This is a genomic window from Pseudooceanicola aestuariicola (assembly GCF_045763785.1).
GTDB lineage: Bacteria > Pseudomonadota > Alphaproteobacteria > Rhodobacterales > Rhodobacteraceae > Pseudooceanicola.
On sequence record NZ_JBJGSF010000005.1, the window covers coordinates 132,060 to 158,484 of the forward strand.

The window sequence follows — 26,425 nt, forward strand, 5'->3', positions numbered from 1 at the left end:
CCGCTTGGTTCGACCGATCGCCCTATTTCTGCTTGTCCAAAATCTCGCCACTGGTCAGCACGGGCGACGCGTCGATCAAATGCGCGTCCATCATGGCAGCCACACGCTCCAGTGAGGCAACCAGCTGCGCCTGTTCCCAATCCGCCAGCTTGACGAATTCGCGCACGTAACGCTGCTGCAGGGCATCCGGCGCGCTTAGCAACGCCGCCTCCCCGCGTTCGGTCAGCACCACATTGGTCTGGCGGCGATCCAACTCGGACGGGCGGCGTTCAACCATGCCACGCGCCACCAGCTTGTCCACGACGGACGTCACGGTGGCCTGTGTCACGCCCATCCGGCCCGCAAGCGCCTTGGGCGTGTCCATCTGGCCCGGACGCCCCGCGATGATCTGCATCACCCGCAACTGCGCTGGCGTCAGACCCGCGGCACTGGCCAGGTCACGTTCATATTGATCGGTCGCCCGCAGAATACGGCGCAGGGCGATCAGGCTTTCATCGACACGGACGGGATCGGTTTCACTCATCCCTGTAATATCGCACTGGGCGATACTTGGGACAATATAGAAAGCCCTTCAAAGTATGCGCAGATCTTTCATTTGAGAAAGTGAAGCAGTTTTCACCCCGAAAACACCAATAAAATAACGACATACGGTACCAATAACCGTCAGAAACCACCAAAAGACCCAATATTTTGCTTCGACGGTTGAAACTTTTACCCCGGTGCATTAGTTAGTCACTCGAAGCAAATGAAGGGCCAGAAATATGCCGAAGGATATGACATCTTCCGACACTGAGACGCTTGTTCTGCGTAAACCAGAAAGTACCGATGGTTCTGCCATCTGGGAACTGGTGCGGGACTGTAAGCCGCTCGACGAAAATTCCATGTATTGTAACCTGATCCAAGCGGACCACTTCCGCGACACCTGTGTCGTGGCTGAATTGGGTGGTGATATCGTTGGTTGGATTTCGGGTCACATGATCCCGGGCGAAGACGCGTTCTTTGTCTGGCAGGTTGCCGTGAGCCCCAAGGCCCGCGGAATGGGTCTGGGCCGCAAAATGCTGACCCACCTGATCGAACGTGACGAATGTGCCGACGCTGAGGCGTTGAAAACGACGATCACCGAAGACAACGACGCCTCTTGGGGTCTGTTCCGCAGCTTTGCCAAGTCCATTGGCGGTGAGTTGTCGGATGAAGAGCACTTCCACACCGACGAACACTTCGACGGTGCGCACGATACGGAGCATTTGGTGACGATCACCATTCCCTCCGACGATGAAGAGCTGGCCAAAGCCGCCTGATCCCGCCGGATCATCTCTCCAAACATCACAGCTGACATTGCTGGCACGGGTCGCCGCCCCGTGCCACCCATCCCTATTGTCCCGAAAGGATCTGATATGACCTATTCGACTGAAATCTATGACCGCCGCGAAAGCGAAGCCCGTTCCTACTGCCGTTCCTTCCCGACCACCTTCGTGAAGGCGCAGGGTTCGGTGATGACCGACGATAAAGGCAAGGAATACATCGACTTCCTCGCTGGCTGTTCGTCCCTGAACTATGGCCACAACGACGCCGACATGAAATCCGCACTGGTGGATTACATCAGCGCCGATGGCGTGACCCATGGTCTGGACATGCACACCAACGCCAAGACCGAGTTCCTGCAAGCGTTCGAGGATCACATCCTCAAGCCGCGCGGCATGGACTACAAGATCATGATGACCGGCCCGACCGGCACCAACGCGGTTGAGGCCGCGATCAAACTGGCGCGTAAGGTTACTGGCCGTCGCAATGTGATTGCTTTTACCAACGGCTTCCACGGTATGACGCTCGGCTCGCTTGCCCTGACGGGTAACGCCGGCAAGCGCGGTGGCGCTGGTGGCGCGCACCTTGGTGACGTGACCCATCTGCCATTCGATGGTGCAATGGGCGAAGGCGTCGACACGCTGCCGTTCATTCGTCAAATGCTGGAAAACTCGTCCTCGGGCGTTGATGCCCCCGCAGCCTTTGTCTTTGAACCCGTGCAGGGTGAAGGCGGCCTGAACGCTGCCTCCGACGAATGGATGCAGGGGATTGCCAAGCTGGCCAAAGAACACGGCGCCATGCTGATCGTCGATGACATTCAGTCCGGCATTGGCCGTACCGGCACGTACTTCTCGTTCGAACGTGCGGGCATCAAGCCTGACATGATTACGCAGGCGAAATCGCTGTCGGGCTATGGTCTGCCGTTTGCCGCACTGCTGATCAAACCCGAACATGATGTCTGGGGCCCAGCTGAACACAACGGTACCTTCCGGGGCAACAACCACGCCTTCGTGACGGGCCGCGTGGCCATCGAAAAATTCTGGGCCGACAAAGGCTTTGAAGAAACTCTGGCGCACAAATCGACGCTGATCACCACCGGTCTGCAACAGCTGGCCGATATGGTGCCCGGCGCTAAGTTGAAGGGCCGCGGCCTGATGCAGGGTGTCGACGTCGGATCGGGTGATCTGGCCGGTGACATCTGTGCCCGTGCCTTTGAAAAAGGCCTGATCATCGAGACGTCCGGTGCGGATGACGAGGTCGTCAAAGTCCTCGCTTCCCTCACCACCTCGGACGCAGAATTCCGCAAGGGTTTTGAAATCCTGTGCGATGCTGCTGCCGAGATCCTCGACACAACCAAAATTGCTGCGGAGTAACCCCAATGATCGTTCGTGACTTCAACAAGATCGTCAAAGAAGAAAAAGACCGCGTCGTGAATGACGCCAACTGGACATCCGTGCGGATGCTGCTGGCCGACGACAACATGGGCTTTTCCTTCCACATCACCTTTCTCGAGGCTGGGTCGGAACACACGTTCCACTACAAGAACCACTTCGAGAGCGTCTACTGCATGCAGGGCAAGGGTCGGATCACCGACCTTGCCACCGGCGAGACGCACGAGATTACGCCCGGCGTCATGTACGCGCTGGACAAGCACGACAAACACACGCTCGTCGCCGACGAAGAGCTTGTGATGGCTTGCTGCTTCAACCCGCCCGTCACGGGCACCGAAGTGCACCAGGCCGATGGCTCTTACGCGCCGGCCGAGGAAAACGCCTAAAGGATCGCTATGACCCATACTGTCGAAAAAATTGGCGGGACGTCCATGTCCCGCGTCCATGAACTGCGCGATACGCTGTTTATCGGTGATCGCAAAGACGCCGACCTATATGGCCGCATCTTCGTGGTATCGGCCTTCGGTGGCATCACCAACCTGTTGCTGGAACACAAGAAATCCGGTGACAAAGGCGTCTATGCCCTGTTCGCCAACGCCGACAACGACCGCGGCTGGCACGAAGCGCTGGACCGCACGGCAGATGAAATGATCGCGGCGCACACCAAGGTGCTGGACCGTGATGCGGACATCGATCAGGCCACCGAATGGGTGCGCACCCGGATCGAAGACGCGCGCAACGCGCTGACCGATCTGCAGCGTCTGTGCAACTACGGCCACTTCCGCCTGACGGAACACCTGTTGCAGGTGCGTGAACTTCTGTCGGGTCTGGGCGAAAGCCACTCGGCCTATGTCACGGTCATGCTGCTGAACCGCGCTGGTGTGAATGCCCGTCTTGTCGACCTGTCCGGTTGGCGCGACGAAGGCGACATCTGTCTTGATGACCGCATCCAGAACGCCATGAAGCGTGTTGATGTGACGACGGAAATGCCAATCGTCACGGGCTACGCCCAATGCGCCGAAGGCTTGATGCGTGAATTTGACCGCGGCTATTCCGAGGTGACGTTTTCCAAGCTCGCCGCTTTGACCGGCGCAAGCGAAGCGATCATTCATAAGGAATTCCACCTCTCCTCTGCCGATCCGAACTTGGTCGGTCAGGATGCGGTGCGCAAACTGGGTCGCACGAACTATGACGTGGCGGATCAGCTGTCGAACATGGGCATGGAAGCCATCCACCCCAAGGCAGCCAAAACCCTGCGTCAGGCCGAAGTGCCCCTGCGCGTGACCAATGCGTTCGAACCCGAGGATCCGGGTACGCTGATCGATGACCAACCGGCGGACGAAGCCGACGTGGAAATCGTCACCGGCCTCGACATCATCGCGCTGGAAGTGTTCGAACAGGACATGGTCGGTGTGAAAGGCTATGACGCCGCGATCCTCGATGTGCTGAAACGCCATGATGTACGCATCGTGTCGAAACTGTCGAACGCCAATACGATCACGCACTACGTCGACAGCTCGCTCAAGACAATGCGCCGCGTTGAAAAGGACATCGCCGAGATGTACCCGAGCGCCGAAATCCGCTCCAAGACGCTCGCTCTGGCCTCTGTCATTGGCCGCGACCTGTCCGGTCTGCGTGTTCTGCAACGTGGTCTGACCGCGATTGCCGACGCCGGTTTCGAAGCCATCGGCGCGACCCAAGGTCCGCGTAACGTCGACGTTCAGTTCGTGATGGAGCGTGACGCGCTGCAGGGCTGCATCAAGGCGCTGCACGGCGAATTCATCAAATCCAATCAGGCGGCGTTAAAGTCCGTCGCCTGATCTAAGGACAAGAATGGCGAGGCTCTTCACCTCGTCCGGGCGACCCGGTTCCTTTGCTGGCCCGAAGGTGCCGGGTCGTCCCCATATTGCGCCTCGCCATCTTGGCGGGGCGCTTTTCTGGTGCTAGGCCGCTGCCATGTCCCGCACCGCCCCCCGCACGATCCTGTTCAACAAGCCCTACGATTGCCTGTCGCAATTCACCGACAAAGGCACCGAAGGATCGCCGCGCCCGACCCTGTCCAATTTCATCGATGTGCCGCATGTCTATCCCGCAGGTCGTCTGGACCGTGACAGCGAAGGCCTGATGATCCTGACCAGCGATGGCCGACTGCAGGCCCGCATCTCTCATCCGAAATTCAAAGCGCCGAAAACCTACCTCGCGCAGGTCGAAGGCATCCCCGACGACACCGCGATTCAGGCGCTGGCCTCTGGCATCACGCTGAAGGACGGCCCCACCCTGCCCGCCAAGGCCCGCCGCATCGACGCGCCAGACTGGCTTTGGCCGCGCAACCCGCCAATCCGCGTTCGCCAATCCATTCCCGATAGCTGGGTCGAACTGACCCTGACCGAAGGCCGAAACCGGCAGGTTCGCCGCATGACAGCCCACGTCGGCCACCCGACCCTTCGCCTGATCCGCGTCCGGATCGGCGACTGGAGCCTGCATGGCCTGACCCCCGGCCAATGGCGGGACGCCTAAAGACCCGCCGATTGCGCGCCACAGGGCATCGCGGCCCCCCTATAATCCTCTTGCCCGAAATATCCCGGGTGAATTGGCGCCCCGCGCCAAGTGCGCAGCGCCCTCCCTCCGCCCTGCCCGGTCCTCAGACCCGCGACAACAGAACCGTCGAATCCGGCAGGGCCAGCCGAACCGCCAAACCATCGAACCGATGCACCTTCAACCCGCTGTCCGCCACCGCACTGCGATACCGCCGCCGCTTGAAATCATCGAACAGGATCACCCCGCCCGGGGCCAGCCGCGCCTTGGCTTCTTCCAGACAGGCCTCTCGGGCGCGGCCATCGATGACGATCAGGTCGAATTCGCCCTCAACGTCATGGATCGCGCGGACATAGCGATCAAACCGCTGGCCCGTGAACCCGCGCCGTTTCGACCCGACCAACCCCGCATCCTGCGCGGGCACGTGGCGCAAGGTGACCGGCGCGAAAGTGTCCAATCGGTCCAGCACACGGTCGTAATCTGGGCCGTCATGAGTGATGGACACGACCTCTCCGGCGCGTTTGGCCAGCCACAGCGTGCTGGCCCCCGCGCCCCATTCGAACACCCGCGCATCGCGGCGGCTGTGCAAAAAGGCCTCGACCTCTCGGACCGCGTCAAAGGTCCACCACGGCATGTCCAGCCGCACCAGATCGTCGAAATCCGCCTTGGCCAGCACCGACCGCAGCCAAAGCGTTCGTGGCCCCGCCTGCGCCTCTAACCGGCGCAGAAGGCCAGTCATGTGCGCTGCCTGCCGAATACCCATCCAGACCGCACGATCCATCTGCCGCGACGCACGCCGCACCCGCCAGCGCATCAGACGTAGATGCCGGGCAAAAGTCTTTGTTGTTTTGATCATGATTGCACCCCTTCTCCTCAATAGGCGCATGCTCGATTAGGGCAGCATGCTGAGGCAAAAGGGTTAATTTATGGCGAAACGGAGCGTGCGCTGCTTCGTGGCACATGTGCCACGCGGGGCCAAAGCGCGGCAGAGTGAGCCGCCCGGCAATTCCGCCGGGCGACCTTCGTTATGGTCTAGGACGCCAAGGATGGCAGCCACAACACGATCTGCGGGAAGGCCACCAGACCCGCGATCGTCAGCGCGTCCGCGATGAAGAAGGGCGTCACGCCGCGGAACACGTCCTGCACCGACACCTCAGGCCGCACACCGGCGACGACGAAACAGTTCAGACCAATCGGGGGCGTGATCAAACAGAACTCTGCCATCTTCACCACCAAGATCCCGAACCAGATCGCGCACATCGGTCCCGACATGCCAAAGGTGCTGTCCGCAGCCGACACCATCTCGCCCCCGTTCAGCGCCATGACCGCCGGGTAGACCACCGGCAGGGTCAGCAGCAGCATCCCGATGGCATCCATGAACATCCCCAGCACCGCATAGGCCAGCAGGATCATCACCAGCGTCATCATCGGCGACTGGTCCAGCGACGTGAGCCAGCCAGAAAAGGCGCGCGGCAGGTCCGCAAAGCCAAGGAAGCGGACATAGATCAGTACGCCCCAGACGATGGTAAAGATCATCGCCGACAGCTTGGCCGTCTCCATCAGGGCGTCCTTGAACTGCGTCCACCGCATGCCGCGTAACAGCGCCATCAGGAACACCACGAAGGCCCCAAGCGCACCGCCTTCGGTCGGCGTGCCCCAGGCGTCACCGCCAAATGGGTTGTAGATGAAGAAGATGATGATGAAGATCACGAAGAAGATCGGGAAGGCTGGCGGCAAGGCCTTTAGACGCTCGCCCCAGGTAAACCCGCGCACAGGCGGCCCGAAGTTCGGCAGGGTCAGCGCCATGCCGATGATCAGCGACGCATAGATGATCGCCGAGAACGCGCCGGGAATGAACCCTGCCAGCAACAGCTTGCCCACGTCCTGTTCCACGATGATGGCGTATATCACCAGAATGGCCGACGGCGGGATCAGCGACGCAAGCGTCCCCGCTGCCGCCACCACGCCCGAGGCAAAGCGTTTGTCATAGCCCACCTGCAACATCTCGGGGATCGCGATCCGGGCAAACACGGCCGAGGTCGCCACAGACGCGCCCGACACCGCCGCAAAGCCTGCGGTCGCGAACACCGTTGCAACAGCCATCCCGCCCGGCACCCAGCCGACCCATTTCTTGGCGGCCTCGAACAGCGCCTTGGTCAGCCCTGCGTAATAGGCCAGATACCCGATCAGGATGAACGTGGGGATCAGCGACAGCGCCTGAGAGGCGACCTTGGAATGGGGCACCTGCCCCGCCGTCTTGACTGCCACGACGACGGCCTTGGTGAACCGGTCGGGGTCATAGCCGAACTTGTTCCAGAAAATCCAGATCAGGCCGACCAGCCCCGCAACGCCCGCCGCATATGCGACGCGCATACCAAGAACCACCATCACCAGAAGAAAACCCGAGACCCATAGGCCGATATCAATAGGTTCCATGCTCGTGCCCCTCAGCTATCTGCGCCAGAGACGTGCATCGCCTCTTCTGCCGCTTGATCCGCGGCTGATTGTACCAATGGCACCGCAACGGGCGTGCCCCCCCGGATCAGGCCCTGCGCATAGGCGATCAATTGGATCACCAGCCGCACGGCCAGAACCGAAAACGCCACCGGGGCCAAAAGCTTGGCTGGCCACAGCGGCAAGGCGATGTCGATCGTGCTGTCGCGCGACCACATCGGCGCGGCGAAATCGAAAGACCGCTGGAAATGCGCCCAGCTGCCCCAGATCAGAAGCACCATGAGCACCAAGGACACGAATGTCGTGATGAACTCTGCCGTCCACAGCGTCCGGCCTTTCAGCCGACCGACGACGATATCCATGCGGATATGGCCACCGTCGCGCTGCGTGTAGGCGATTCCAAGGAAGGCGATCACCGGCATAAGCTGTTCGATCCAGTCAACATAGCCCGGCAGGGGCATATTAAAGCCGTTTCGGCCACTGACGGACACAACCGCCAGCACCATCAGCATGAAAACTGCAAGGCCCGAGATCAGGGCCAGAAACCCCTCGAACTTGTGCAGACGGGTATCGAAGCGGCTAAGCAGCGATCCGTCTTCGAGAACTGGTGAACTGCCCGCCATTGCGTGCCCTTCCCGTTTGAGATCATTCAGAAGGTGAAAGGCCCGTCACCGGACAGTGCGGATGAACCGCACTTGCCGGGACGGGCCTGACAGGATCGGATCAGTTGGACGCGTTCAGCGCACCCATCATCGTATCAATCAGCTCTTGTGCCGCAATGCCCTGTGCAGACATGTCCTTGATCCATTCTTCGCGGATCGGAGCAGCGGCGGCTTCGCGGAACGCGGCCAGATCATCTTCGGAATAGGTCACACGTTCGATGCCTTTTTCGTCCAGCGCGGCGTTAAACTTGTCGTACACCTTGGTGTATTCCGCGAGGTAATGATCCAGAGCTTCCTGAACAGAGCTGTTCAGCGCCTCTTTATGCTCGTCCGACAGGGCGTCATAGGCGTCCTTGCTCATCACCACCGGGCAGTTCACGGTGCCGGGGTTCAGGTTGGTCGTCCAATAGGTGCCCATGTCGATCGTGCGGTACGCCTGATGCGCGTGCTGCGCAAAGGCCACGCTGTCCACAACGCCCGATTCCATGGCGTTATACGCTTCGGTCGCGGTCACAGAGGTCGGAACAGCGCCCACCTTGGTGAAGGCCTGCCCGATACCGCCGGTTGCACGGACGCGCATCCCTTGGAAATCGTCCAGAGTTTTCGGCGCATCGCCCTTACCAACAAGGTTGTACTGGGGCATCGGCGACGGCATCAGCAGCATCGCGTTCCAGCGATCCATGTCGGCCTTTGCCGCTTCGGTGCCATAGACGGCCATGGAAACGGCAACTTCTTGTTCCAGCGTGTTCACGCCGATGAAGGGCAGTTCAAGCACGGTCAGCGCGGGGTTCTTATCCCGGTGATAGCCGGCGCAGATCTGCGCCATCTCGAACGCGCCGATCGAGATACCGTCAAGGTTCTCAGGCGCTTTGGACAGGCCACCGTAAGAGATGTTCAGTGTGAATTCGCCGTTGGTCTTTTCCGTCAGCAGTTCGTTCAGCTTTTCGATGTGGCTGGTGAACACGCGCGGCTTGCCCCAGACGGACACGCTCCATTCGTCGGCCATGACTGGCGCGGCGATGGCAACAGACAATGCGGCAACAGCCGCACCTTGCAGGTACTTCTTCATGATTTTCCTCCCATGTCCGGCCTCAGGTCGGGCCGTTGCCAAAAAATCTAACGGCGGAAATAGATTCCGCAAGGGAAAAACAATTCCGCCCTTGCAACAATCGACACAAGAGATCGGTCAAAGCCACGGGCCTTAGCCCCGCGCAGCCCCGACCCGCTTCAACCGCAGCGCATTACCAACCACAAGGATCGACGACGCCGCCATCGCTGCCGAGGCCAGCATCGGCGACAAAAGCGGCCCACCCGCCAGTGCCAGCAACCCCGCCGCCACCGGAATCAGCGCGACGTTATAGGCGAAGGCCCAGAACAGGTTCTGTTTGATGTTCGCCATGGTCTTTTCCGACAGTCGGATCGCAGACATGACGCCCGACAAATCGCCCGACATCAAAACGACATCTGCGCTATCCATCGCCACATCGGTCCCCGACCCCATGGCAATGCCCACATCCGCCGCCGCCAGCGCAGGCGCGTCGTTGATCCCGTCCCCGGCAAAGGCCACGCGGCCCTGTTGTGCCAGCGCCTCTACGATCCCGGCCTTTTCGGTCGGTTTGACCCCGGCACGCACCTCGTCGATGCCAAGGGTCTGTGCCACCGCCGTCGCCGCGGCCTGACTGTCGCCGGTGATCATAACCACCTTGCGACCCGCGTTATGCAGCGCGTCGATCACCGTCTTAGCCTCTGGCTTGACCTCGTCCGAGACGGCCAGCACGGCGATGACGGCTCCATCGCGTTCCGCATAGACGACCGTACGGCCTTGGGATGTCCACTCTGCCTCGGCCTGCGCCAGAGCATCAGGCAGAACGCCCGTTACGTAATCGCGATTGCCGATGCGGTAGGTCTGGCCACCGACCTCTCCGCTTAGCCCCAGACCCGCGTCGGCCTGAACGCTTTGCGGCTTGGGCAGGGTTAGCCCACGGTCCTGCGCGCCCGTCACGATGGCGCGGGCGATGGCGTGTTCTGACTGCGCCTCGATCCCGGCGATCTGGGCAAGGTCTTCGCCCTCAACCCCGGTCAGCACGGGCCGCCCTTTGGTCAATGTGCCGGTCTTATCAAAGGCCACAACCTTGACCCCTGACAGCATCTGCAGCGCGTCGCCCCGACGGAACAGAACGCCCAGTTCGGACCCGCGTCCCGTGCCCACCATGATCGACACCGGAACGGCCAGACCCATGGCACAAGGGCACGCGACAACCAGAACGGCCACTGCCGCCGTCACCGCCATGGGCAAGCTGCCCCCAAACGCCCACCAACCGATGAACACGGCCAAGGCGATGCCGATCACCACCGGAACAAAGACCCCGGCGATCCGGTCCACCAACGATTGTACTGGCAGCTTGGCGCCCTGCGCATCTTCGACCGCGCGCAGGATTTGCGACAACACGGTCCCCTCTCCGGTCGCAGTGGCGCGCACGACCAGAACGCCCGTTCCGTTGACGGTGCCGCCGACGACCGCGTCGCCTTCGCCGCGCGAGGCTGGGATCGGTTCACCCGTCACCATGCTCTCATCAACTTCGGACCGACCCTCGATCACCTCACCATCCACGGGCAGGCGTTCTCCGGGACGGATGATGATCTCGTCCCCCTCGCTCAGCTCGGACACAGGCACCATGCGGTCGCTGTCGCCATCCCGCAGCCGCGCTTCGCGCACCTGAAGCCCTGCCAGCGCCCGGATCGCGGCCCCAGCCTGCCCCCGTGCCCGTGCCTCCATCCAGCGGCCAGCAAGGATCAGGGTGACGATCACGGCGGCGGCTTCGAAATAGACATCCGCCGCGCCTGCAGGCAGCAGACCCGGGCCAAAGGTCGCCACGGTGGAATACAGCCACGCGGCCGAGGTCCCGACGACCACCAGCGCATTCATCTCGGGCGCGAGGTGACGTAGGGCGGGCAGTCCGGCGCGGAAGAAGCGCCGCCCGGGCCATGCCAGAACGATCGTTGTCAGCGCGAACTGGATCACGTTGACCGTCGTCATGCCCAGTGTCTGCATCATCCACATGTGGAATGCCGGGATCAGGTGACCGCCCATGGCAAGGATCACAACCGGCAGGGTCAGCGCCCCCGCGATCAGCGTGTCGCGTTTCAGCCCGGCGATTTCCGCCTGTTGTCGGGCAAGGCTGGTATCTTCCTGCCCCTCTTCGGCGATGGCGGCGTCATAGCCTGCCGCGCGTACCGCATCCGTCAGATCACGCGGCTTCACCGCACCAGCGTAATAGCGCACCCGCGCGCGGTGATTGGCAAGGTTGAACGTCCCCTCGATCACCCCGGGCACGTTGTTCAGCGCAGTTTCGATCCGGCGAGAGCACGAGGCACAGGTCGCCCCGTCAATATCCAGTGTGATGTCATCCTTGGCCGCGGGATAGCCCGCCTTGGCCAGCGCCTCCGCCGCCTGTGCGGCGGTCAGCGTGCCATCGTGATGCACCTCGGCCTTGCGCGTGGCGAGGTTGACCAAAGCACCCGTCACGCCCCCAGCCCCGTTCAACGCGGTTTCGGCCCGGCGGACACAGCCCGCGCAAGACAGTTTGGTGACCTCAAGCTTTAGCTTGTGGTCATGGGTCGGGGTATCTGCGGTCTGAATGTTCATGGGCGGCGCCTTTCCCTGTGCAGAAAAGCGCAGGCAGGGGAAACGTCAAGGGGCGGTGGCGTCGCAGCGGGCATGCATCGGGTGGATGGCGGCCGGCACGTTAAGCATGGCCGAACGCGTTATCCGTCGGAGGGTCAGGACAACAAAGGGCTGCGCCGCCCCTTGGGGGCGGCCCCTGTCGGACGATTGCTTTGCACTCCCCCCGTCGGGCAACGGGTCGCAGCCCGGCGTTACCGCCGGGCCAAACAGAAAACCTACGTGACACACATTCCGCAGGACGTTGCTCCAGTGCCTAGGCCACCCTTTCGCCCTGCACCCAGACGCCACGCAGGCCCGGAACGCCGCCGACCATGCCAAAGCGGATCACATCCGCGCGCTGGCCCGGCTCCAACATCCCGCGATCCTTCAGTCCCGACGCCCGCGCAGGGCCAGAGGTCACCGTCGCCATGCCCCGCGCCATGTCGCCCCACATCTCACCCAACTGGACGGCCCCCAGCAACAGCGCGGCGGGCACATAATCCGACGACAGGATGTCCAGCAGGTCCAGCTCGGCCAATTCCTTCGCCGCGACATTGCCGGAATGCGATCCACCGCGCACAAGGTTGGGCGCGCCCATGATCGTCTGGATGTTGTGTGCGTGACAGGCGCGCGCGGCTTCGACCGTCGTGGGGAATTCGGCCATGCGGATACCGTGGCCAGCGGATACCGCCACCTGATCCGCGGTGGTGTCGTCGTGGCTGGCCAGCACCGCGCCATAGCGGTTGGCGGCGGCGACCGCCCCGGCCTCATGTGCGTCACCCAGACGGTCGTGCAACCCGGTCAGGAAATCGCAATATTCGCCGAACCCCTCTTTCGAGAAACCGTGCTTGCCGCAGACGTAATCTTCGAACTTGCTGATATCGCGGAACTGACGCTGCCCCGGCGTGTGATCCATCAGCGATACGATCCCCACGCGATCTTCGGGCCCGAATTCGGCCAGCTCTTCCAACAGCGTCTCGGAACAGGTCTCGGCCCGCAGGTGGATGCGGTGACTGATGCGCAAAGCCCCCTGCGCCTGCATCGACAGGATCTCATCCGCCATGGCGCGTGCGTATTTGCCGTATCGCTTTTTCTCGTCCGACACGATCGAGCCGACGCGGATCGCATCGAAAACGGTCGTGATCCCGCAGCCCGCAAGCTCCCGATCATGGCCGACGATGGCGGCAGAGTGGGGCCAATTGACCCCCGGACGCGGCTGCATGTGACGCTCTAGGTTGTCGGTGTGCAACTCGACCAGCCCCGGCGCGACAAAGTCACTGCCACAGTCCAGACCACCCCGTGCGGCCCCTTCACCGATCTCTGCCACATGACCATCGCGCAGGACGATATGGCCCGTGATGACCTCTCCGGGCAGGACAAGCTGCGCGTTGGTCAGGATGGTTTCGCTCTGGTTGCCCAAGTCTTTCATGTCTCTGCTTCCGTCATCTCGGACGCCAGTACGCTCAGCACCGTCGCCACTGTATTCTCCAATGCGCCGCCGTTGTCGATTGTGACCACGTGGTCCAATCCGTCGGGCAGCGCGTCATCCGCGCGGGCCAGACGCCGCGCGATATCCTCTTCGGTTTCCCGACCCCGCAGTGCGAGGCGTTTGGCCAGCACCTGCGCCGGCGCAGTCAGGGCCAGCACCGTGAAGTCCGCAAACCGCGCCTGCGCCGCTGGCAAAACCGCGCGCGACAGGTTCACCAAAACGGGCCGCCCGCTGGCCAGCAGATCGTCGACCGCACGCGGCACCCCGTAACGCAACCCATGCGCCGCCCAATGCAGCGCAAAGTCGCCCGCCTGCACCCGCGCCTCGAAGGTCTCATCACTGACCCCTTCGAAATCCTCGCCTCCGGCAGTCTCGGCCCGCGTAATGACCCGCCGCACAAGGGCAACATCCGGCCGCGCGGCCGCGACGGCCTGCATCACGCTATCCTTGCCGACGCCCGAAGGCCCGACAATGGCGTAAAGCCGCCCGCTCATGCCGCCCGCGCGGGTGAAAACCCGGTGACATCGACGACCCGGTCACAAACACGATCCCGCGCGGCCTCGTCATGGAATATGCCGATGATCGCCGCGCCGCGGGCCTTAGCCTCTTCGATCAGGAACAGCACGACTTCACGGTTCGTTGCATCGAGGCTGGCGGTGGGCTCATCCAAAAGCATCGCCGGATAAGTATGAGCAAAGCCCCGCGCGATGTTCACCCGCTGCTGTTCCCCGCCCGAGAATGTCGTCGGGCTAAGCGACCAGAGCGTTTCGGGGATATTGAGTTGCCCCAGCAAGTCACGAGCCCGCCCCAGCGCCGTCTCGCGCTCCACCCCAACACGGAGGAGCGGTTCGGCCACCACCTCTATCGTCGGCACCCGAGGCACCACGCGCAGGAACTGACTGACGTAGCCGAGGGTATGTTTGCGCAGCTCAAGGATCTCTCGCGGTTGGGCGGCGGCGACGTCTGTCTCGCCAATCCAGATGTGACCCGAGGCGGCAAGGTAATTGCCGTAGATCATGCGCATCAGCGTGGATTTCCCCGACCCCGACGCGCCGGTCAGCGCAACGCATTCGCCCTTGGCGACGTTCAGATGCGCACCGGTCATCACCGGGATCACCGCGCCACCCTGATTGTGCAGCGTGAAAGTTTTCGAGAGGTTTTCGATACGGATCATGTCAGTTTCCCTCTGCACAATGCACCCAGCCCGATGCGGACGCGAAGCGTCCCGGGCAGCGCACGTCCGCCCCCCGGACGGGCGCTAATTCGACACGCGCGAGACGATTGTATGTCGCGCGACCACGACACGATAAAGCATGGACCACAGCCGAAACTGCGTCCCTCCGCGGACATGCGCCGCCCTCCGGCACCACGCCGCTCATACCTGCAACACGCTCGATACCAGCAGCTGGGTATACCCATGCTGCGGATCGTCCAGAACCTGATCGGTCAGCCCGGCCTCGACCACGTGACCGCCTTTCATCACCATCAGCCGATCCGCCAATAACCGCACCACCGCCAGATCGTGAGTCACGATGATCGCCGACAGCCCCATTTCCCGCACCAGCCCGCGCAGCAGATCGAGCAGCCGCGCCTGAACGGAGACATCCAGACCGCCCGTCGGCTCATCCATGAACACCAGCCGCGGCCCGGTCACGAGGTTCCGCGCAATCTGCAACCGCTGCCGCATCCCGCCCGAGAACGCCGTAGGCCGATCATCAATCCGATCTTCCGAAATCTCGACCCGCCCCAGCCAGTCGGTCGCCTTGTCGCGAATATCGCCGTAGTTCCGCGCGCCCACGGCCATCAGCCGCTCACCCACGTTACCACCGGCCGAGACATTCATCCGCAGCCCTTCATGCGCATGCTGATGCACAAAGGCCCAGTCGGTGCGCCGCAGCATCCGCCGCTCAGGCTCGCTCATCTTCAGCGTGTCGCGCATACCGTCAGTGCGGGTGTCGAACAAAACCTCGCCCCGATCCGGCGACAACTGCCCCGCCAGACAGTTCAACAAGGTCGTCTTACCTGATCCGCTTTCGCCTACGATCCCCATGACCTCTCCGGGCCACAGGTCAAACGACACATCGGTACAGCCCACGCGCGGACCATAAAACTTGGCCACGTTGCGCACTGACAAAAGGGGTGAAACGCTCATGCCGCATCCTCCGCCGCTAGTCGCCCGCGGTGGCCATCGGCCTGCCGCCCGGCGCAGTAATCCGTGTCGGAACAGACGAACATCCGCCCGCCCTGATCGTCGATGATGACCTCGTCCAGATAGCTGTCGGTCGCCGCGCACATGTCGCAGGGATGCTCGGCCTTGGACGGATCAAAGGGATGATCCTCAAAATCCAGCGACACCACCTGAGTATAGGGCGGCAGCGCATAAATCCGCTGTTCCCGACCCGCGCCGAACAATTGCACGGCGGCCATCTCCATCTTGGGATTGTCGAACTTGGGGATCGGCGACGGGTCCATGACATAGCGCCCCTCGACCTTCACCGGATAGGCGTAAGAGGTCGCGATATGCCCGTGCCGCGCGATGTCCTCATACAGCTTCACATGCATCAGCCCGTATTCTTCCAGCGCATGCATCTTGCGGGTCTCGACCTCCGAGGGCTCCAGAAACCGCAACGGCTCCGGGATCGGCACCTGATAGACCAGCACCTGCCCTTCGCGCAGCGGTTCTTCCGGGATACGGTGACGGGTCTGGATCACCGTCGCCTCCGCCGTCTTCTCGGTCACGGCGATCTGCGCGGTCTTCTCAAAGAACTTCCGGATCGACACAGCGTTGGTCGTATCATCCGCCCCCTGATCGATGACCTTGAACGTATCGTCCGGCGTCAGCGTCGCCGCCGACACCTGCACGCCGCCCGTGCCCCAGCCATAAGGCATCGGCATCTCACGGCTGGCAAAGGGCACCTGGTACCCGGGGATCGCCAGACCCTTCAGGATCGCGCGGCGGATCATCCGCTTCGTCTGCTCATCCAGATAGGCAAAGTTATAGGCTTCACCGCTCATCGCACCGCCCCCTTGTTCATCTTTCCCGAAATACTCCCGCCGGAGGCATCCGACGCACCCAAGCGCACCAACGCCCTCATTCCGCCGCCTCCCGCACCACATCCTCGCCCGCTTCACGGCGCAGCTTTCGGATCAGCTCCAGCTCTGACTGGAAATCGACGTAATGGGGCAGCTTGATATGCTCCAGGAACCCCGTCGCCTGAATGTTATCGCTATGATACAAAACGAATTCTTCGTCCTGCGCGGGGACGCCTGCGTTGTCTTCGCCCAGCTCTTCCCACCGCAGCGCCCGGTCGACCAAGGCCATCGAAATCGCCTTGCGTTCCGATTGCCCAAAGACCAGCCCATAGCCGCGGGTGAACTGCGCGGGCTCTGTCTTCGATCCGACGAATTGGTTCACCGTCTCACATTCGCTTAGCACCACTTCGCCCACCTCGATCGCGAACCCCAGCTCGGGGATCTCGACCTCGACCGGGACGGTGCCGATGCGCAATTCGCCCACAAAAGGATGGTTGCGCCCGTAGCCGCGCTGCGTCGAATAGGCCATGCCCAGCACGAAGCCTTCGTCCCCGCGCGACAGGGCCTGCAACCGCAAGGGGCGGCCTGCGGGCAATTCCAGCGGCTCGCGGGTCAGGTCCGGGGGCGTGTCGTCGTCGGGCTGCACCTCGGTCTGGATCAGACCTTCGCGGTTCAGGAAATCGGTGACATGCGGGACCTCTTCGGCCATCGGCTCGGCCTCTGCCGCGACCGGACGCTCCAACCCCTCGGCATCCAGCGCGAAATCCAGCAGCCGGTGAGAATAGTCAAAGGTAGGCCCCAGCACCTGCCCCCCCGGCGCGTCCTTGAACGTGGCCGAGATTCGGCGGTCACAGGCCATCGCGCCCGTGTCCACAGGCTCCGAATACCCGAACCGAGGCAACGTGGTGCGATAGGCGCGGATCAAGAAGATCGCTTCGATCAGGTCGCCACGCGCCTGTTTAATCGCCAGCGCGGCCAGATCAGGGTCATACATCGACCCTTCGGCCATCACGCGGTTCACGGCCAAGGACAGCTGTTCACGGATTTGCGGCACGGTCAGCTCTGCCACCGACAGGTCCCCGCGCCGTTCTTCGGCCAGCCAGTCATGCGCATTATCGATTGCGCGTTCGCCACCCTTCACAGCCACATACATCAGCGCAACACCGTCGATCGGGGCAGCGCCGCTAGGCGGTCGCCGCAAGTGAAGTAGAAATCGAGGCCAAGCGGAAACAGCGCCCGGTTGGCTTGGAACGGCGCGACGTCCGGCAGTGAAAGCGTCGCCGTGTCCTTGATGCCCGGACCTGAGAGCGTGGCACCTTTGGCCTCCAGCTCTGGTACCTCGACGATCAGCGTGGCCGACCGGTCGGGGTATTCCGATGTACCCACCGCGAACCGCTCCAACGGCAGCAGGTCATTCCATCCGCCGATGGCGAACATCGCGTGAGAGGGGCCAACAAGCGGCGCGCCGGTGTGGAAAGTGATCCAGTCGCGCACCGGGGCGCAGTCCACCGCGCCCGCCAGATGCACCGGCGTTTCCGAGTCGCACAGCGTCAGCACCAGAACCGAGGCCGCGACCGACAGCGGCTCTGGCCCCTGTCCGCCGGTGACCCGATCGATCCGACCGGGACGTGCCATGCATTCCATCGCGGCGCGAAAGGCAAACGCCGCGTCGCGGGGCCCGTCCTGAAATCCGCCCTCTAAAGCCAACGTCTCCATCACTCCCCCCGCACCATGGTAAAGAAATCAACCTTGGTCGCCGCCGCCCGCGCGGCCCGTGCCGCACGGCGTGCCTGTGCCATATCTGCAAGCGGGGTCAGAATGGCGTCCCGCACCGCGTCGGCCTCTGCCCCCTGCATCAGGGCATCGCAAAGAGCCGCGACCTCGGCCTTGCGCTTGTCACGGCCCTGCACCATCGCATGACCGACCCGGCCATCCGCCAGCTTCAGCGCACAGCGGGTCACCGTCATCTCGCCCAGATTAAACGCCGCGCCGGTCGCGCCTGCCCGTCCCCGAACCATGACGCCGCCCACCTCGGGCGCGCGCAGCCACTGGTGATCGGTGGCCAAGTCCGCCTGATCCCATAGCGCCAGCACATCCGCCGCGTCAGACCGGGCCAGCAGCCCCATCCACGCCTTGCGATCCGCGGTCTCATCTCTTGTGAAGTCTTTCATCTAGACACCTTGCCGAGTTGTCTAATTTACTATACAACTAGACAAGTATTACGCCATAACGGCCCCGAGTCTCAAGATCCCTTAAGGTGAAATTTTCATGACACCCCCTGACGCACCCCAAGGCTCGGCCAAGAAAACGCCGCTGTGGCAATCCATTACAGCCTCTTTGACCGAAGATTTGGCGCAGGGCAGATACGCGCCCGGCGATCAGCTTCCGACGGAATCCCAGCTTTCCGCCCGCTTCGGGGTGAACCGCCACACGATCCGGCGGGCCTTGGCCGAACTGGCGGATCAGGGGCTGGTGCTATCACGGCGTGGCGCAGGTGTCTTCGTGCGCCAGCGGCCAACGACCTATCCCATCGGCAGCCGCGTCCGGTTTCACCAGAACATCCGCGCCGCCGGACGCCTGCCCAGCCGCAAAATCCTGACGCAGGTCACGCGCGCCGCCGACACCGAAGAAGCCGAGGCGCTGAAGCTGCCTGCAGGCGCCCCGGTCCATGTCAGCGAGGGGCTGAGCCTCGCCGACGACACGCCGATTGCCTATTTCACCTCCGTCTTTCCCGCTGAACGCCTGCCCGACATGCCCGCCCACCTGGACCGCACGACATCTGTTACCAAGGCGCTGAAAGCCTGCGGGATTTCGGACTACACCCGCGCCTCCACCCGCATCACGGCGGAACGCGCCACCGCCACGCTGGCCCTGCATCTGCAATGCCGGGAAGGCGAGCCCGCGCTGCGCACCGTGTCGATTAGCCTCGCCCCGGACGGCACGCCGGTGGAATACGGACGGACGTGGTTTGCGGGCGATCGGGTGACGCTGAGCATCGGGGACAGTTGAGAGGTCGGCGCGCCGCGACCGCTTAGATCTTAGAGTTACGCCGATCAAATGTCCCGCCCAGCGATCACGCCGGGCAGCGCCCCATTGCCCGGCAAGGGATTGCGCAGCAATCGCCTGAGAGGGGGCCGCCCCCCTGGGCGGCACCCGCGTTCGATCCCTGCCCTCCGCCACGACCTCGCCGCGCCAATCTAGCACTTGGACGCGTCGCTCCCCACTTCATCACTCATCTCACCTTCCCCAATGTCACCTGCCCGACACAAGAATCGCTTATCCACAGGCAAAACGTAACGAGCAGGCTGATCCCATGCCCCATACGCTCCCCGCTCTGCGCTTCACCGGCGCCGATATCCTCCGCGACGGAGAGATGCAGTCGCGTTCCATCGCCATCGCCGAGGGCCGGATCACCCGTGGCCCCCTGCCCGAGGTCGATCTGAGCGGCTATCTGATCCTGCCCGGCATCATTGATCTGCACGGCGACGCCTTTGAACGCCACACCCGCCCGCGCGCCTCTGCCCCCTTTCAGATGGACACCGGTCTGCGCGCTACCGACCGCGATGCGGCGGCAAACGGGATCACCACCGCTTACCTTGCCCAAAGCTGGAGCTGGGAAGGCGGCCACCGCGGCCCCGATTATGCCATCCAGATGATGCGCGCGATGGACAGCTATCGCGTCCAGTCCCTGACCGACCTGCGGATGCAAATCCGGTGCGAAACTCACACCGTCGAGACCGGCGACCGCCTGCTCTCGGCGATTGAGACCTTCGGGATCGACTATGTCGTCTTCAACGATCACCTGGATCAGGCCGATCATATCGCCGCCCACCGCCCGGAAGAGCTGTACGCATGGGCCAAGGGCGCGGGCCGCACGACCGAAGAACACCTTGCCATCATCAAGGACGCGCACCGTCAGAAACATCAGGTGCCGCGCTACTTATGTCGTCTGGCCGAACGCTTTGACGACATGGGCGTGATCTACGGCAGCCATGACGACCCCGACGGCGAAACGCGCGAGACGTTTTCGATGATCGGCGCGAAGATCAGCGAATTCCCCACCTCGCGCGCGGCCGCCGCGCTGGCCCGCGCCGTGGGCGACCCGGTTCTGATGGGCGCGCCAAACGTCGTGCGCGGCGGATCGCAGTCCGGAAACATCAAGGCCGAAGACCTGATCCGCGCGGGCCTTTGCGATGTGCTGGTGTCGGACTACTACTACCCCGCACTTCATCTGGCTGCCTTTCATCTGGTGGATCAGGGGGTGATGGACCTGCCCCGCGCCTGGGCAATGATTTCGGAAACGCCCGCGCAAATCCTGCGCATGCCCGACCGGGGCCGGCTAGACCCGGGCCGCCGCGCGGACCTGACCATCGTGAACGCCGAAACCCGCGTGATCGAAGCAACGATTGCCGCAGGGCGCATCACCTATATGGGCGGAGAGGCCGCGCACCGACTGGCCTTCGCCACGATGGGCATGACGCAGCTGGCGGCGGAATAGACGCCTGTCAAATCGCTGTCACATCAGCGTCGCCAAACTGTAAGCCAATCGTCAGCAAACCGTCGCGAAGCACGCGCAAAAGGGGTGGAGGTATTCATCAAAGGAAGCTCCACATGACGACCTGTTCTTCGAAACTCTTTGCGATTGCCGCGGCCTCTGTTCTTGCCGCACCCGCCCTTGCCGACGTTCAGATCGGGCCCCGCCCGATGTATCTGGCCGACGGCTTGCCGGAGGGTGATCTGAAGTCCAAGCTGATGGCCTGCGAAGGTCCCTTCGCTAAATCCGACTTCTCAATCGGTCACCGCGGCGCGCCGCTGATGTTCCCCGAGCATACGGTTGAATCGAACGTCGCCGCCGCGCGCATGGGCGCTGGCATCTTAGAGTGCGACGTGACCTTCACCGCCGACAAGGAACTGGTCTGCCGCCACGCGCAGAACGATCTGCACACCACGACCAACATCCTTGCGACCGATCTGGGCAGCAAATGCACCACGCCCTTCACACCCGCGTCGGGCGATACCCCGGCCGCTGCGGAATGCCGGACCTCTGACATCACGCTGGCCGAATACCGCACGCTGAATGGCAAGATGGACGCCGCCAACAAGATGGGTACGTCGGTCGAGGAGTACATGAACGGCACCGCCAACTGGCGCACCGATCTTTATTCGACCACCGGCACCCTGATGACCCACGCCGAGTCGATCGAGCTGTTCAAATCGCTTGGCGCAAAGTTCACGCCTGAACTGAAATCCCCCTCGGTCGAGATGCCCTTCGACGGCTTCAGCCAAGAAGACTACGCCCAGAAGATGATCGACGAGTACAAGGCCGCGGGCATCCCGGCGTCGGACGTCTGGGCACAAAGCTTCAACCTCGACGACGTGCTCTACTGGATCAAGGCCGAGCCGGAGTTCGGCGAACAGGCTGTCTTCCTTGTCGAATGGTACGACGGGTTCAACGAACAGGACGCCGAAACCTGGAACTGGGATTTCGCAGACCTGAAGGCGCAGGGCGTCAACTACCTCGCCCCGTCGATCAACATGATGGTCACGCTGGACGGCGACCAGATCGCGGCGTCGAACTTCGCCCGTGCCGCGAAAGAGGCCGACCTGAAGCTGATCGCATGGACGCTGGAACGCTCTGGCCCGCTGGCCTCGGGCGGCGGCTGGTACTACCGTTCGGTCACCCCGGCCATCGAACAAGACAGTGACTACCTGCAGGTGCTGGACGTTCTGGCGCAGGACGTGGGCGTCGAAGGCGTCTTCTCCGACTGGCCCGCGACTGTGACCTATTACGCGAACTGCATGGGCCTCTAAGCCCGTATCAAAGAACCAGAAAGGGGCGGCCCACCAGCCGCCCCTTTTCCTTTATTCATCTTTCCAGAAGTACTCTCGGGGGTTTGGGGGCAGACAGCCCCCAATAAAAGGTCATGGTTTGGGGGCAGACAGCCCCCAATACGACCCAAGAGCAGGCACTAGCCTTCGTACTTCTCCAAGAACGCTTCAGCCTTCAGCGCCCGGAAATCCTCCAACGCCGCGCGCAGCCGCGCGTGATCCCAATCCCACCACGCCAGTGCAATCAACCGCTCCGCGATGTCCTTCGGCTGCCGCAACCGCATCACCTTGGCCGGCGTCCCGGCGACGATGGTGTAAGGCGCCACATCCTTCGTCACGATCGCGCCCGAAGCCACGACCGCCCCGTCGCCCACCGTCACCTCTGGCTTGATCATGCAGTTGTGGCCCAGCCACGTGTCATGCCCGATGATCGCGCGGCGAGATTTGCGGTGGACAAAGAAGGCCTCGTCCACTTCGGCATCGTCCCAGTAGTCGGAGGAGCGATAGAGGAAGTGGTGGCAGGCGGCAGTCTCCAGCGGGTGATCCGTCGCGCCGATGCGGGTATAGCTGGCGATATTGGCGAACTTGCCGATCGTCGCATTGGCGATGTCGGCGTAGCGGTCACAATAAGAGTAATCCCCGAAACTGGAATGCGCGATACGGCTGCCCTGCCCGACCTCGGTATAGGCACCGAACGTGCTGTCTGTGATAGAGCAGCCGTCGTGGATAAAAGGCTGATCGGGCTGAAGTCTGGGCATGACGGGTCCTTCTGAATCGAAGCGCCGGAGGGGGCGTCTGGCCTGCCTCCGGCGGGGATATTTTGCGCAAGAGGATGATCAGGGGCGGTGGTCAGTGGCCGCCCTCGTCCCCGGTGATCAGCTTGCGGCGCAGCCAGCCAGAGAACCAGTCCATCGTGAAGACCAGAAGGATCACTAGGATGATGTAATAGCTGACCTCTTCCCAGTCCTTCTGCGTGATCATCGCCTGCGTCAGAAGCAGGCCGATGCCGCCCCCGGTGATCGCGCCGATGATCGTGGCGCTGCGGGTGTTGGATTCGAAGAAGTAGAGGATTTGGGAGAGCAGAACCGGCGTCACCTGCGGGATCACGCCAAAGCGATAGCGCTGCACCGGTTTCGCGCCCACGGACTGGAGCCCTTCGATCTGCTTGCCATCGACGTTTTCCAAAGCTTCCGAGAACATCTTGCCGACGCTGCCGGTGTCTGTGACGAGGATCGCCAAGGCCCCGGTCAGCGGCCCCGGCCCAAAGGCGCGGGCCAGCACGATGGTCCAGATCAGCGCGTCCACGCCGCGGAAGAAGTCAAACAGCCGCCGCGTGACCTGCCGGATCACCACGAAGGGCGAGAAGTTGCGCGCCGCCATAAAGGCCAGTGGCAGCGCCACGATGGCCGCGCCGAAGGTACCAAGGAAGGCCATCAGAACCGTTTCGAACAGCGCCCAGGCCACATCGCCGTGCCGCCACATGGCATTGTTCCAGAAATCGTCTAAGATCTCGCCCGCCTCACCAGACACGGCGCGGGACAGAACTTCGCCCACGCCCATGCCGTGATACGGGCTGTCGAGGGTGAAGAAGAAAAGCTCCCACCCCATGGAATAGCGGAACAGCTCGGATTTGCGGCGCGTGATGGTCAGGCGGCCTTCGTCCGTGGTGATCGCCACACGGTTCTTCGAGGCATTAATCCACTCCGGCAATTCATCCGTCGGGAAGGTCGCGTTTGCCCCATCGTTGCCCGGACGCGCGGTGACCAGACCATAGCCGGGGATGTCATAGCTGATCTCCTCCGGGCCGAAGGTGACGATGCCGCCAGCGGGCAGGGTGATGACCGTGGTTTCCCCCAGTTCGACCCAATCGGGCGAGGTGCCGGGCGCGTATTCGCCTTTGCGTTCGCCCTCGATTGCGATCTCGACCTCGGCGCTTTGATTGTCACGGGTGACGTGGGTTTTGTAGCTATAGCTGTCGCGCACCAGCGTGCGACCGTTTTCTGGGTCGGCCTTGGCAATCAGTGCAGGCACGTCGAAGGCGAAGAACGCGTAGGTCAGGTAAATCAGAACCAGTGCAGGCAGCGCAAAGGCCATCATCTTCTTGCGGCGGAACAGACCCTCGGCCTGATCTTTCAGACCCTGCGACGTCAGTTGAGTGTCAGCCATCATGCTCATGCCAGCATCTCCGATTTGCGGCCGTGGGTCAGGCGGTCGCGCACGACCGAGGACAATTGGTCAAAGGTCACAATGGTCGCGAACAACAGCAGAAAGATCGCGGCGCTTTCGTCGTACTTGCCCTGCCCCCATGACATGGCGTTCTTCAACTCGTACCCGATGCCGCCTGCGCCGACGAAGCCAAGGATGGCCGAGGCGCGGATGTTGATCTCGAACCGCAAGAGCGCATAGGACAGATAGTTCGGCGCGACCTGCGGCACGACGCCCAGGGTCATCTGCTGCGTCCAGCTTGCCCCGACCGAGGCCAGCCCTTCGACGGGTTTGAGAGAGGCGTTTTCATTCACCTCAGAAAAGAGTTTCCCCAAGGCGCCCGTCGTGTGGAACGCGATGGCAATCATGGCAGGCACCGGGCCGCCGCCCAGCACGAAGATCAGCACCAGCGCGATGACGATTTCCGGCACGGCGCGCATCACGTCCATGATGCGGCGGAACACCGGGATCATCGCGGGCCAGCGCGCCAGACCGCGCGTCGACAGCATCGACAGGATCATCCCGCCCAAGGCCCCGATCAGCGTCGACACGGCGGCAATATTGATCGTCTCAATCAGCGCCGGGAAGAAGGTCACCAGATGCCCGGGGAGTTCGAAAACCTTCTCGGACGCCTCAACCACGACCACGCGGGGGAAATCCAGAACCCGCGTCCAGCCGTCCCAAAAGCCGCCTGCGTTGCGGTCATCCGCCAGCATGAACCCCGACGCCATCAGCGCCACGAAAACTGCCAGCAGCATACCGGAATAAAGCCGCTTGCGGCGTGTCAGAGCCAGATACTCATCACGGACCGAGCCTATGCTATGGGCCCCGGAAATCTCTGCCATGTCGGAAACGTCCCCTATAGAAAGGGCGGGCCCCGGCAAGGGGCCCGCCCGGATCAAGTGTCAGGCTTACTGAGACTTGGCTTTGCGTGCTTCGATGATCGACAGATACGCGTCATGCGTGATCGGGTCGAAGCCCAGCGATTCACCGGCCGAGATGTTGTAGGTGCAGTCTTTGTCTGCATCGTACATGCCGTCGATCAGCTGGGTCATGGTCGCTTTGACCTCTTGCGGCAGGGCCTTGCGCAGAACGACCGGACCTTCGGGGATCGGCTTGGAACGCCAGATTTCAACCAGATCGTTCATGTCGACCAGACCCGCATCAACCGCCTTGCGCAGCGCGCCAGAGTTGAAGCCGTCTTCCCAGTTGCCCTGACCGTCGGCCCAGGTCACGCCACCATCAACGTCGCCGTTGTTGACCGCAACGATGGTCTGTTCGTGACCGCCGGTGAACACGACCTCACCAAAATAGTCACCGTTTTCCATGGTCGCGCCGGTCTCAGCCGGGATTTCGATCGACGGGATCAGATAGCCAGAGGTGGAGTTCGGATCACCAAAGCCGAACTTCTTGCCCTGCATGTCGTCCAGCGACGCGATGCCGGCGTCTTTGCGCGCAAAGCCGATGGAGTGGTAGCCGTAGGAGCCATCGAGGTTGATCTTCACCAGGATCGGCTCGACCGCTTCGGGATCATCCAGGAAGGTCTTGGCGTAACCGGAGGCGCCCAGCCATGCCATGTCGATGGTACCGCCCAGCAGGCCCTGGATCACGCCGTCATAATCGGCAGGCGCGAACAATTTGACCGGAACGCCAAGCGCTTCTTCGGTGTAGGTCTTCAGGCACTCGTGGCTGTTCAGACGGTCCTGCGCGTTTTCACCGCCCAGGATGCCGATGCGGAATTCTTCGATGTCCTGTGCCACAACGGGCGTGACCAGAGCAGAGGTTGCCACGAGGGCAGCGATCAGTTTCTTCATCTTTTTTCTCCCATGAATTGAAAAACCCGCCCCACCCCGGGACGGGC

At 62.5% G+C, this 26,425-nt stretch carries 26 protein-coding genes; 8 read left to right on the forward strand and 18 right to left on the reverse strand.

Going from position 1 to position 26,425, the window contains the following annotated elements:
• Positions 1-22: 22 nt before the first annotated feature.
• Entirely contained in the window at positions 23-523 is a 501-nt protein-coding gene (locus ACI3GR_RS16565; protein ID WP_407496165.1) for a MarR family winged helix-turn-helix transcriptional regulator, read from the reverse strand.
• Positions 524-761: 238 nt separating this feature from the next.
• Here ACI3GR_RS16565 and ectA point away from each other — a divergent pair, with 238 nt between their 5' ends.
• The 5 genes from ectA (at position 762) to ACI3GR_RS16590 (ending at position 5,210) form a co-directional block, all read left to right on the forward strand.
• A complete protein-coding gene (ectA, locus tag ACI3GR_RS16570; protein WP_407496166.1) occupies positions 762-1,298 on the forward strand; it encodes a diaminobutyrate acetyltransferase in 537 nt (178 codons plus the stop codon).
• Between the two features lie 96 nt (positions 1,299-1,394).
• Complete coding sequence (gene ectB, locus ACI3GR_RS16575; RefSeq protein ID WP_407496168.1) at positions 1,395-2,675, forward strand: diaminobutyrate--2-oxoglutarate transaminase; 1,281 nt, start codon at positions 1,395-1,397, stop codon at positions 2,673-2,675.
• Positions 2,676-2,680: 5 nt separating this feature from the next.
• Positions 2,681-3,079: an ectoine synthase gene (locus ACI3GR_RS16580; protein WP_407496169.1), complete on the forward strand. Its 399-nt coding sequence runs from the start codon at positions 2,681-2,683 to the stop codon at positions 3,077-3,079.
• A 9-nt stretch (positions 3,080-3,088) separates the two neighbouring features.
• On the forward strand, positions 3,089-4,513 hold the full coding sequence (locus tag ACI3GR_RS16585) for an aspartate kinase (protein ID WP_407496171.1): 1,425 nt from the start codon (positions 3,089-3,091) through the stop codon (positions 4,511-4,513).
• A 136-nt stretch (positions 4,514-4,649) separates the two neighbouring features.
• The gene (locus tag ACI3GR_RS16590) at positions 4,650-5,210 is read left to right on the forward strand and encodes an rRNA large subunit pseudouridine synthase E (protein WP_407496172.1); all 561 of its coding nucleotides are present in this window, start codon (positions 4,650-4,652) and stop codon (positions 5,208-5,210) included.
• Positions 5,211-5,334: 124 nt separating this feature from the next.
• Here the strand turns inward: ACI3GR_RS16590 and ACI3GR_RS16595 are convergent, their stop codons facing one another.
• From ACI3GR_RS16595 to phnG, 13 genes are all read right to left on the reverse strand, one after another.
• A complete protein-coding gene (locus ACI3GR_RS16595) occupies positions 5,335-6,084 on the reverse strand; it encodes a class I SAM-dependent methyltransferase (protein ID WP_407496174.1) in 750 nt (249 codons plus the stop codon).
• A gap of 176 nt (positions 6,085-6,260) precedes the next feature.
• Complete coding sequence (locus tag ACI3GR_RS16600) at positions 6,261-7,664, reverse strand: TRAP transporter large permease (RefSeq protein WP_407496175.1); 1,404 nt, start codon at positions 7,662-7,664, stop codon at positions 6,261-6,263.
• A gap of 11 nt (positions 7,665-7,675) precedes the next feature.
• Positions 7,676-8,305 (reverse strand): TRAP transporter small permease subunit, encoded by a 630-nt coding sequence (locus tag ACI3GR_RS16605; protein WP_407496177.1) that lies wholly within the window; start codon positions 8,303-8,305, stop codon positions 7,676-7,678.
• Between the two features lie 100 nt (positions 8,306-8,405).
• The gene (dctP, locus tag ACI3GR_RS16610; protein WP_407496179.1) at positions 8,406-9,413 is read right to left on the reverse strand and encodes a TRAP transporter substrate-binding protein DctP; all 1,008 of its coding nucleotides are present in this window, start codon (positions 9,411-9,413) and stop codon (positions 8,406-8,408) included.
• Between the two features lie 132 nt (positions 9,414-9,545).
• Positions 9,546-11,990: a heavy metal translocating P-type ATPase gene (locus tag ACI3GR_RS16615; protein WP_407496181.1), complete on the reverse strand. Its 2,445-nt coding sequence runs from the start codon at positions 11,988-11,990 to the stop codon at positions 9,546-9,548.
• 292 nt (positions 11,991-12,282) lie between these two features.
• The gene (locus tag ACI3GR_RS16620) at positions 12,283-13,437 is read right to left on the reverse strand and encodes an alpha-D-ribose 1-methylphosphonate 5-triphosphate diphosphatase (protein ID WP_407496183.1); all 1,155 of its coding nucleotides are present in this window, start codon (positions 13,435-13,437) and stop codon (positions 12,283-12,285) included.
• Positions 13,434-13,991: a phosphonate metabolism protein/1,5-bisphosphokinase (PRPP-forming) PhnN gene (phnN, locus tag ACI3GR_RS16625; RefSeq protein WP_407496184.1), complete on the reverse strand. Its 558-nt coding sequence runs from the start codon at positions 13,989-13,991 to the stop codon at positions 13,434-13,436. Before phnN ends, ACI3GR_RS16620 begins: the two co-directional genes overlap by 4 nt.
• Positions 13,988-14,671, reverse strand: a complete 684-nt coding sequence (gene phnL, locus ACI3GR_RS16630) for a phosphonate C-P lyase system protein PhnL (protein ID WP_407496186.1) — start codon at positions 14,669-14,671, stop codon at positions 13,988-13,990. The genes phnN and phnL overlap by 4 nt, the downstream gene beginning before the upstream one ends.
• Before the next feature lie 201 nt (positions 14,672-14,872).
• Positions 14,873-15,649 carry a phosphonate C-P lyase system protein PhnK gene (gene phnK / locus ACI3GR_RS16635; RefSeq protein ID WP_407496188.1) on the reverse strand — a complete coding sequence of 259 codons (777 nt, stop codon included), beginning with the start codon at positions 15,647-15,649 and terminating at the stop codon, positions 14,873-14,875.
• Entirely contained in the window at positions 15,646-16,512 is an 867-nt protein-coding gene (locus ACI3GR_RS16640; RefSeq protein WP_407496190.1) for an alpha-D-ribose 1-methylphosphonate 5-phosphate C-P-lyase PhnJ, read from the reverse strand. The genes phnK and ACI3GR_RS16640 overlap by 4 nt, the downstream gene beginning before the upstream one ends.
• Positions 16,513-16,588: 76 nt before the next feature.
• Complete coding sequence (locus ACI3GR_RS16645) at positions 16,589-17,683, reverse strand: carbon-phosphorus lyase complex subunit (protein ID WP_407496191.1); 1,095 nt, start codon at positions 17,681-17,683, stop codon at positions 16,589-16,591.
• Positions 17,683-18,246, reverse strand: coding sequence for a phosphonate C-P lyase system protein PhnH (gene phnH, locus ACI3GR_RS16650; protein ID WP_407496193.1), 564 nt, complete (start codon positions 18,244-18,246; stop codon positions 17,683-17,685). The genes ACI3GR_RS16645 and phnH overlap by 1 nt, the downstream gene beginning before the upstream one ends.
• A complete protein-coding gene (gene phnG / locus ACI3GR_RS16655; RefSeq protein WP_407496195.1) occupies positions 18,246-18,701 on the reverse strand; it encodes a phosphonate C-P lyase system protein PhnG in 456 nt (151 codons plus the stop codon). Before phnG ends, phnH begins: the two co-directional genes overlap by 1 nt.
• Before the next feature lie 97 nt (positions 18,702-18,798).
• Between phnG and phnF the strand changes: the two genes are divergently transcribed.
• The 3 genes from phnF to ACI3GR_RS16670 all read left to right on the forward strand — a co-directional run bounded on the left by phnF (position 18,799) and on the right by ACI3GR_RS16670 (position 22,341).
• The gene (phnF, locus tag ACI3GR_RS16660) at positions 18,799-19,539 is read left to right on the forward strand and encodes a phosphonate metabolism transcriptional regulator PhnF (protein ID WP_407496197.1); all 741 of its coding nucleotides are present in this window, start codon (positions 18,799-18,801) and stop codon (positions 19,537-19,539) included.
• A gap of 304 nt (positions 19,540-19,843) precedes the next feature.
• Positions 19,844-21,028 (forward strand): alpha-D-ribose 1-methylphosphonate 5-triphosphate diphosphatase, encoded by a 1,185-nt coding sequence (locus tag ACI3GR_RS16665; protein ID WP_407496199.1) that lies wholly within the window; start codon positions 19,844-19,846, stop codon positions 21,026-21,028.
• A gap of 113 nt (positions 21,029-21,141) precedes the next feature.
• Positions 21,142-22,341, forward strand: coding sequence for a glycerophosphodiester phosphodiesterase family protein (locus ACI3GR_RS16670; RefSeq protein ID WP_407496200.1), 1,200 nt, complete (start codon positions 21,142-21,144; stop codon positions 22,339-22,341).
• Between the two features lie 158 nt (positions 22,342-22,499).
• Here the strand turns inward: ACI3GR_RS16670 and ACI3GR_RS16675 are convergent, their stop codons facing one another.
• The 4 genes from ACI3GR_RS16675 to phnD all read right to left on the reverse strand — a co-directional run bounded on the left by ACI3GR_RS16675 (position 22,500) and on the right by phnD (position 26,378).
• Positions 22,500-23,117 carry an LbetaH domain-containing protein gene (locus ACI3GR_RS16675; protein WP_407496202.1) on the reverse strand — a complete coding sequence of 206 codons (618 nt, stop codon included), beginning with the start codon at positions 23,115-23,117 and terminating at the stop codon, positions 22,500-22,502.
• A gap of 91 nt (positions 23,118-23,208) precedes the next feature.
• Positions 23,209-24,534 (reverse strand): phosphonate ABC transporter, permease protein PhnE, encoded by a 1,326-nt coding sequence (phnE, locus tag ACI3GR_RS16680; RefSeq protein WP_407496204.1) that lies wholly within the window; start codon positions 24,532-24,534, stop codon positions 23,209-23,211.
• The gene (gene phnE, locus ACI3GR_RS16685; RefSeq protein ID WP_407496205.1) at positions 24,531-25,409 is read right to left on the reverse strand and encodes a phosphonate ABC transporter, permease protein PhnE; all 879 of its coding nucleotides are present in this window, start codon (positions 25,407-25,409) and stop codon (positions 24,531-24,533) included. The genes phnE (ACI3GR_RS16680) and phnE (ACI3GR_RS16685) overlap by 4 nt, the downstream gene beginning before the upstream one ends.
• A 66-nt stretch (positions 25,410-25,475) precedes the next feature.
• Entirely contained in the window at positions 25,476-26,378 is a 903-nt protein-coding gene (gene phnD / locus ACI3GR_RS16690) for a phosphonate ABC transporter substrate-binding protein (protein ID WP_407496206.1), read from the reverse strand.
• Between the last annotated feature and the right edge of the window lie 47 nt (positions 26,379-26,425).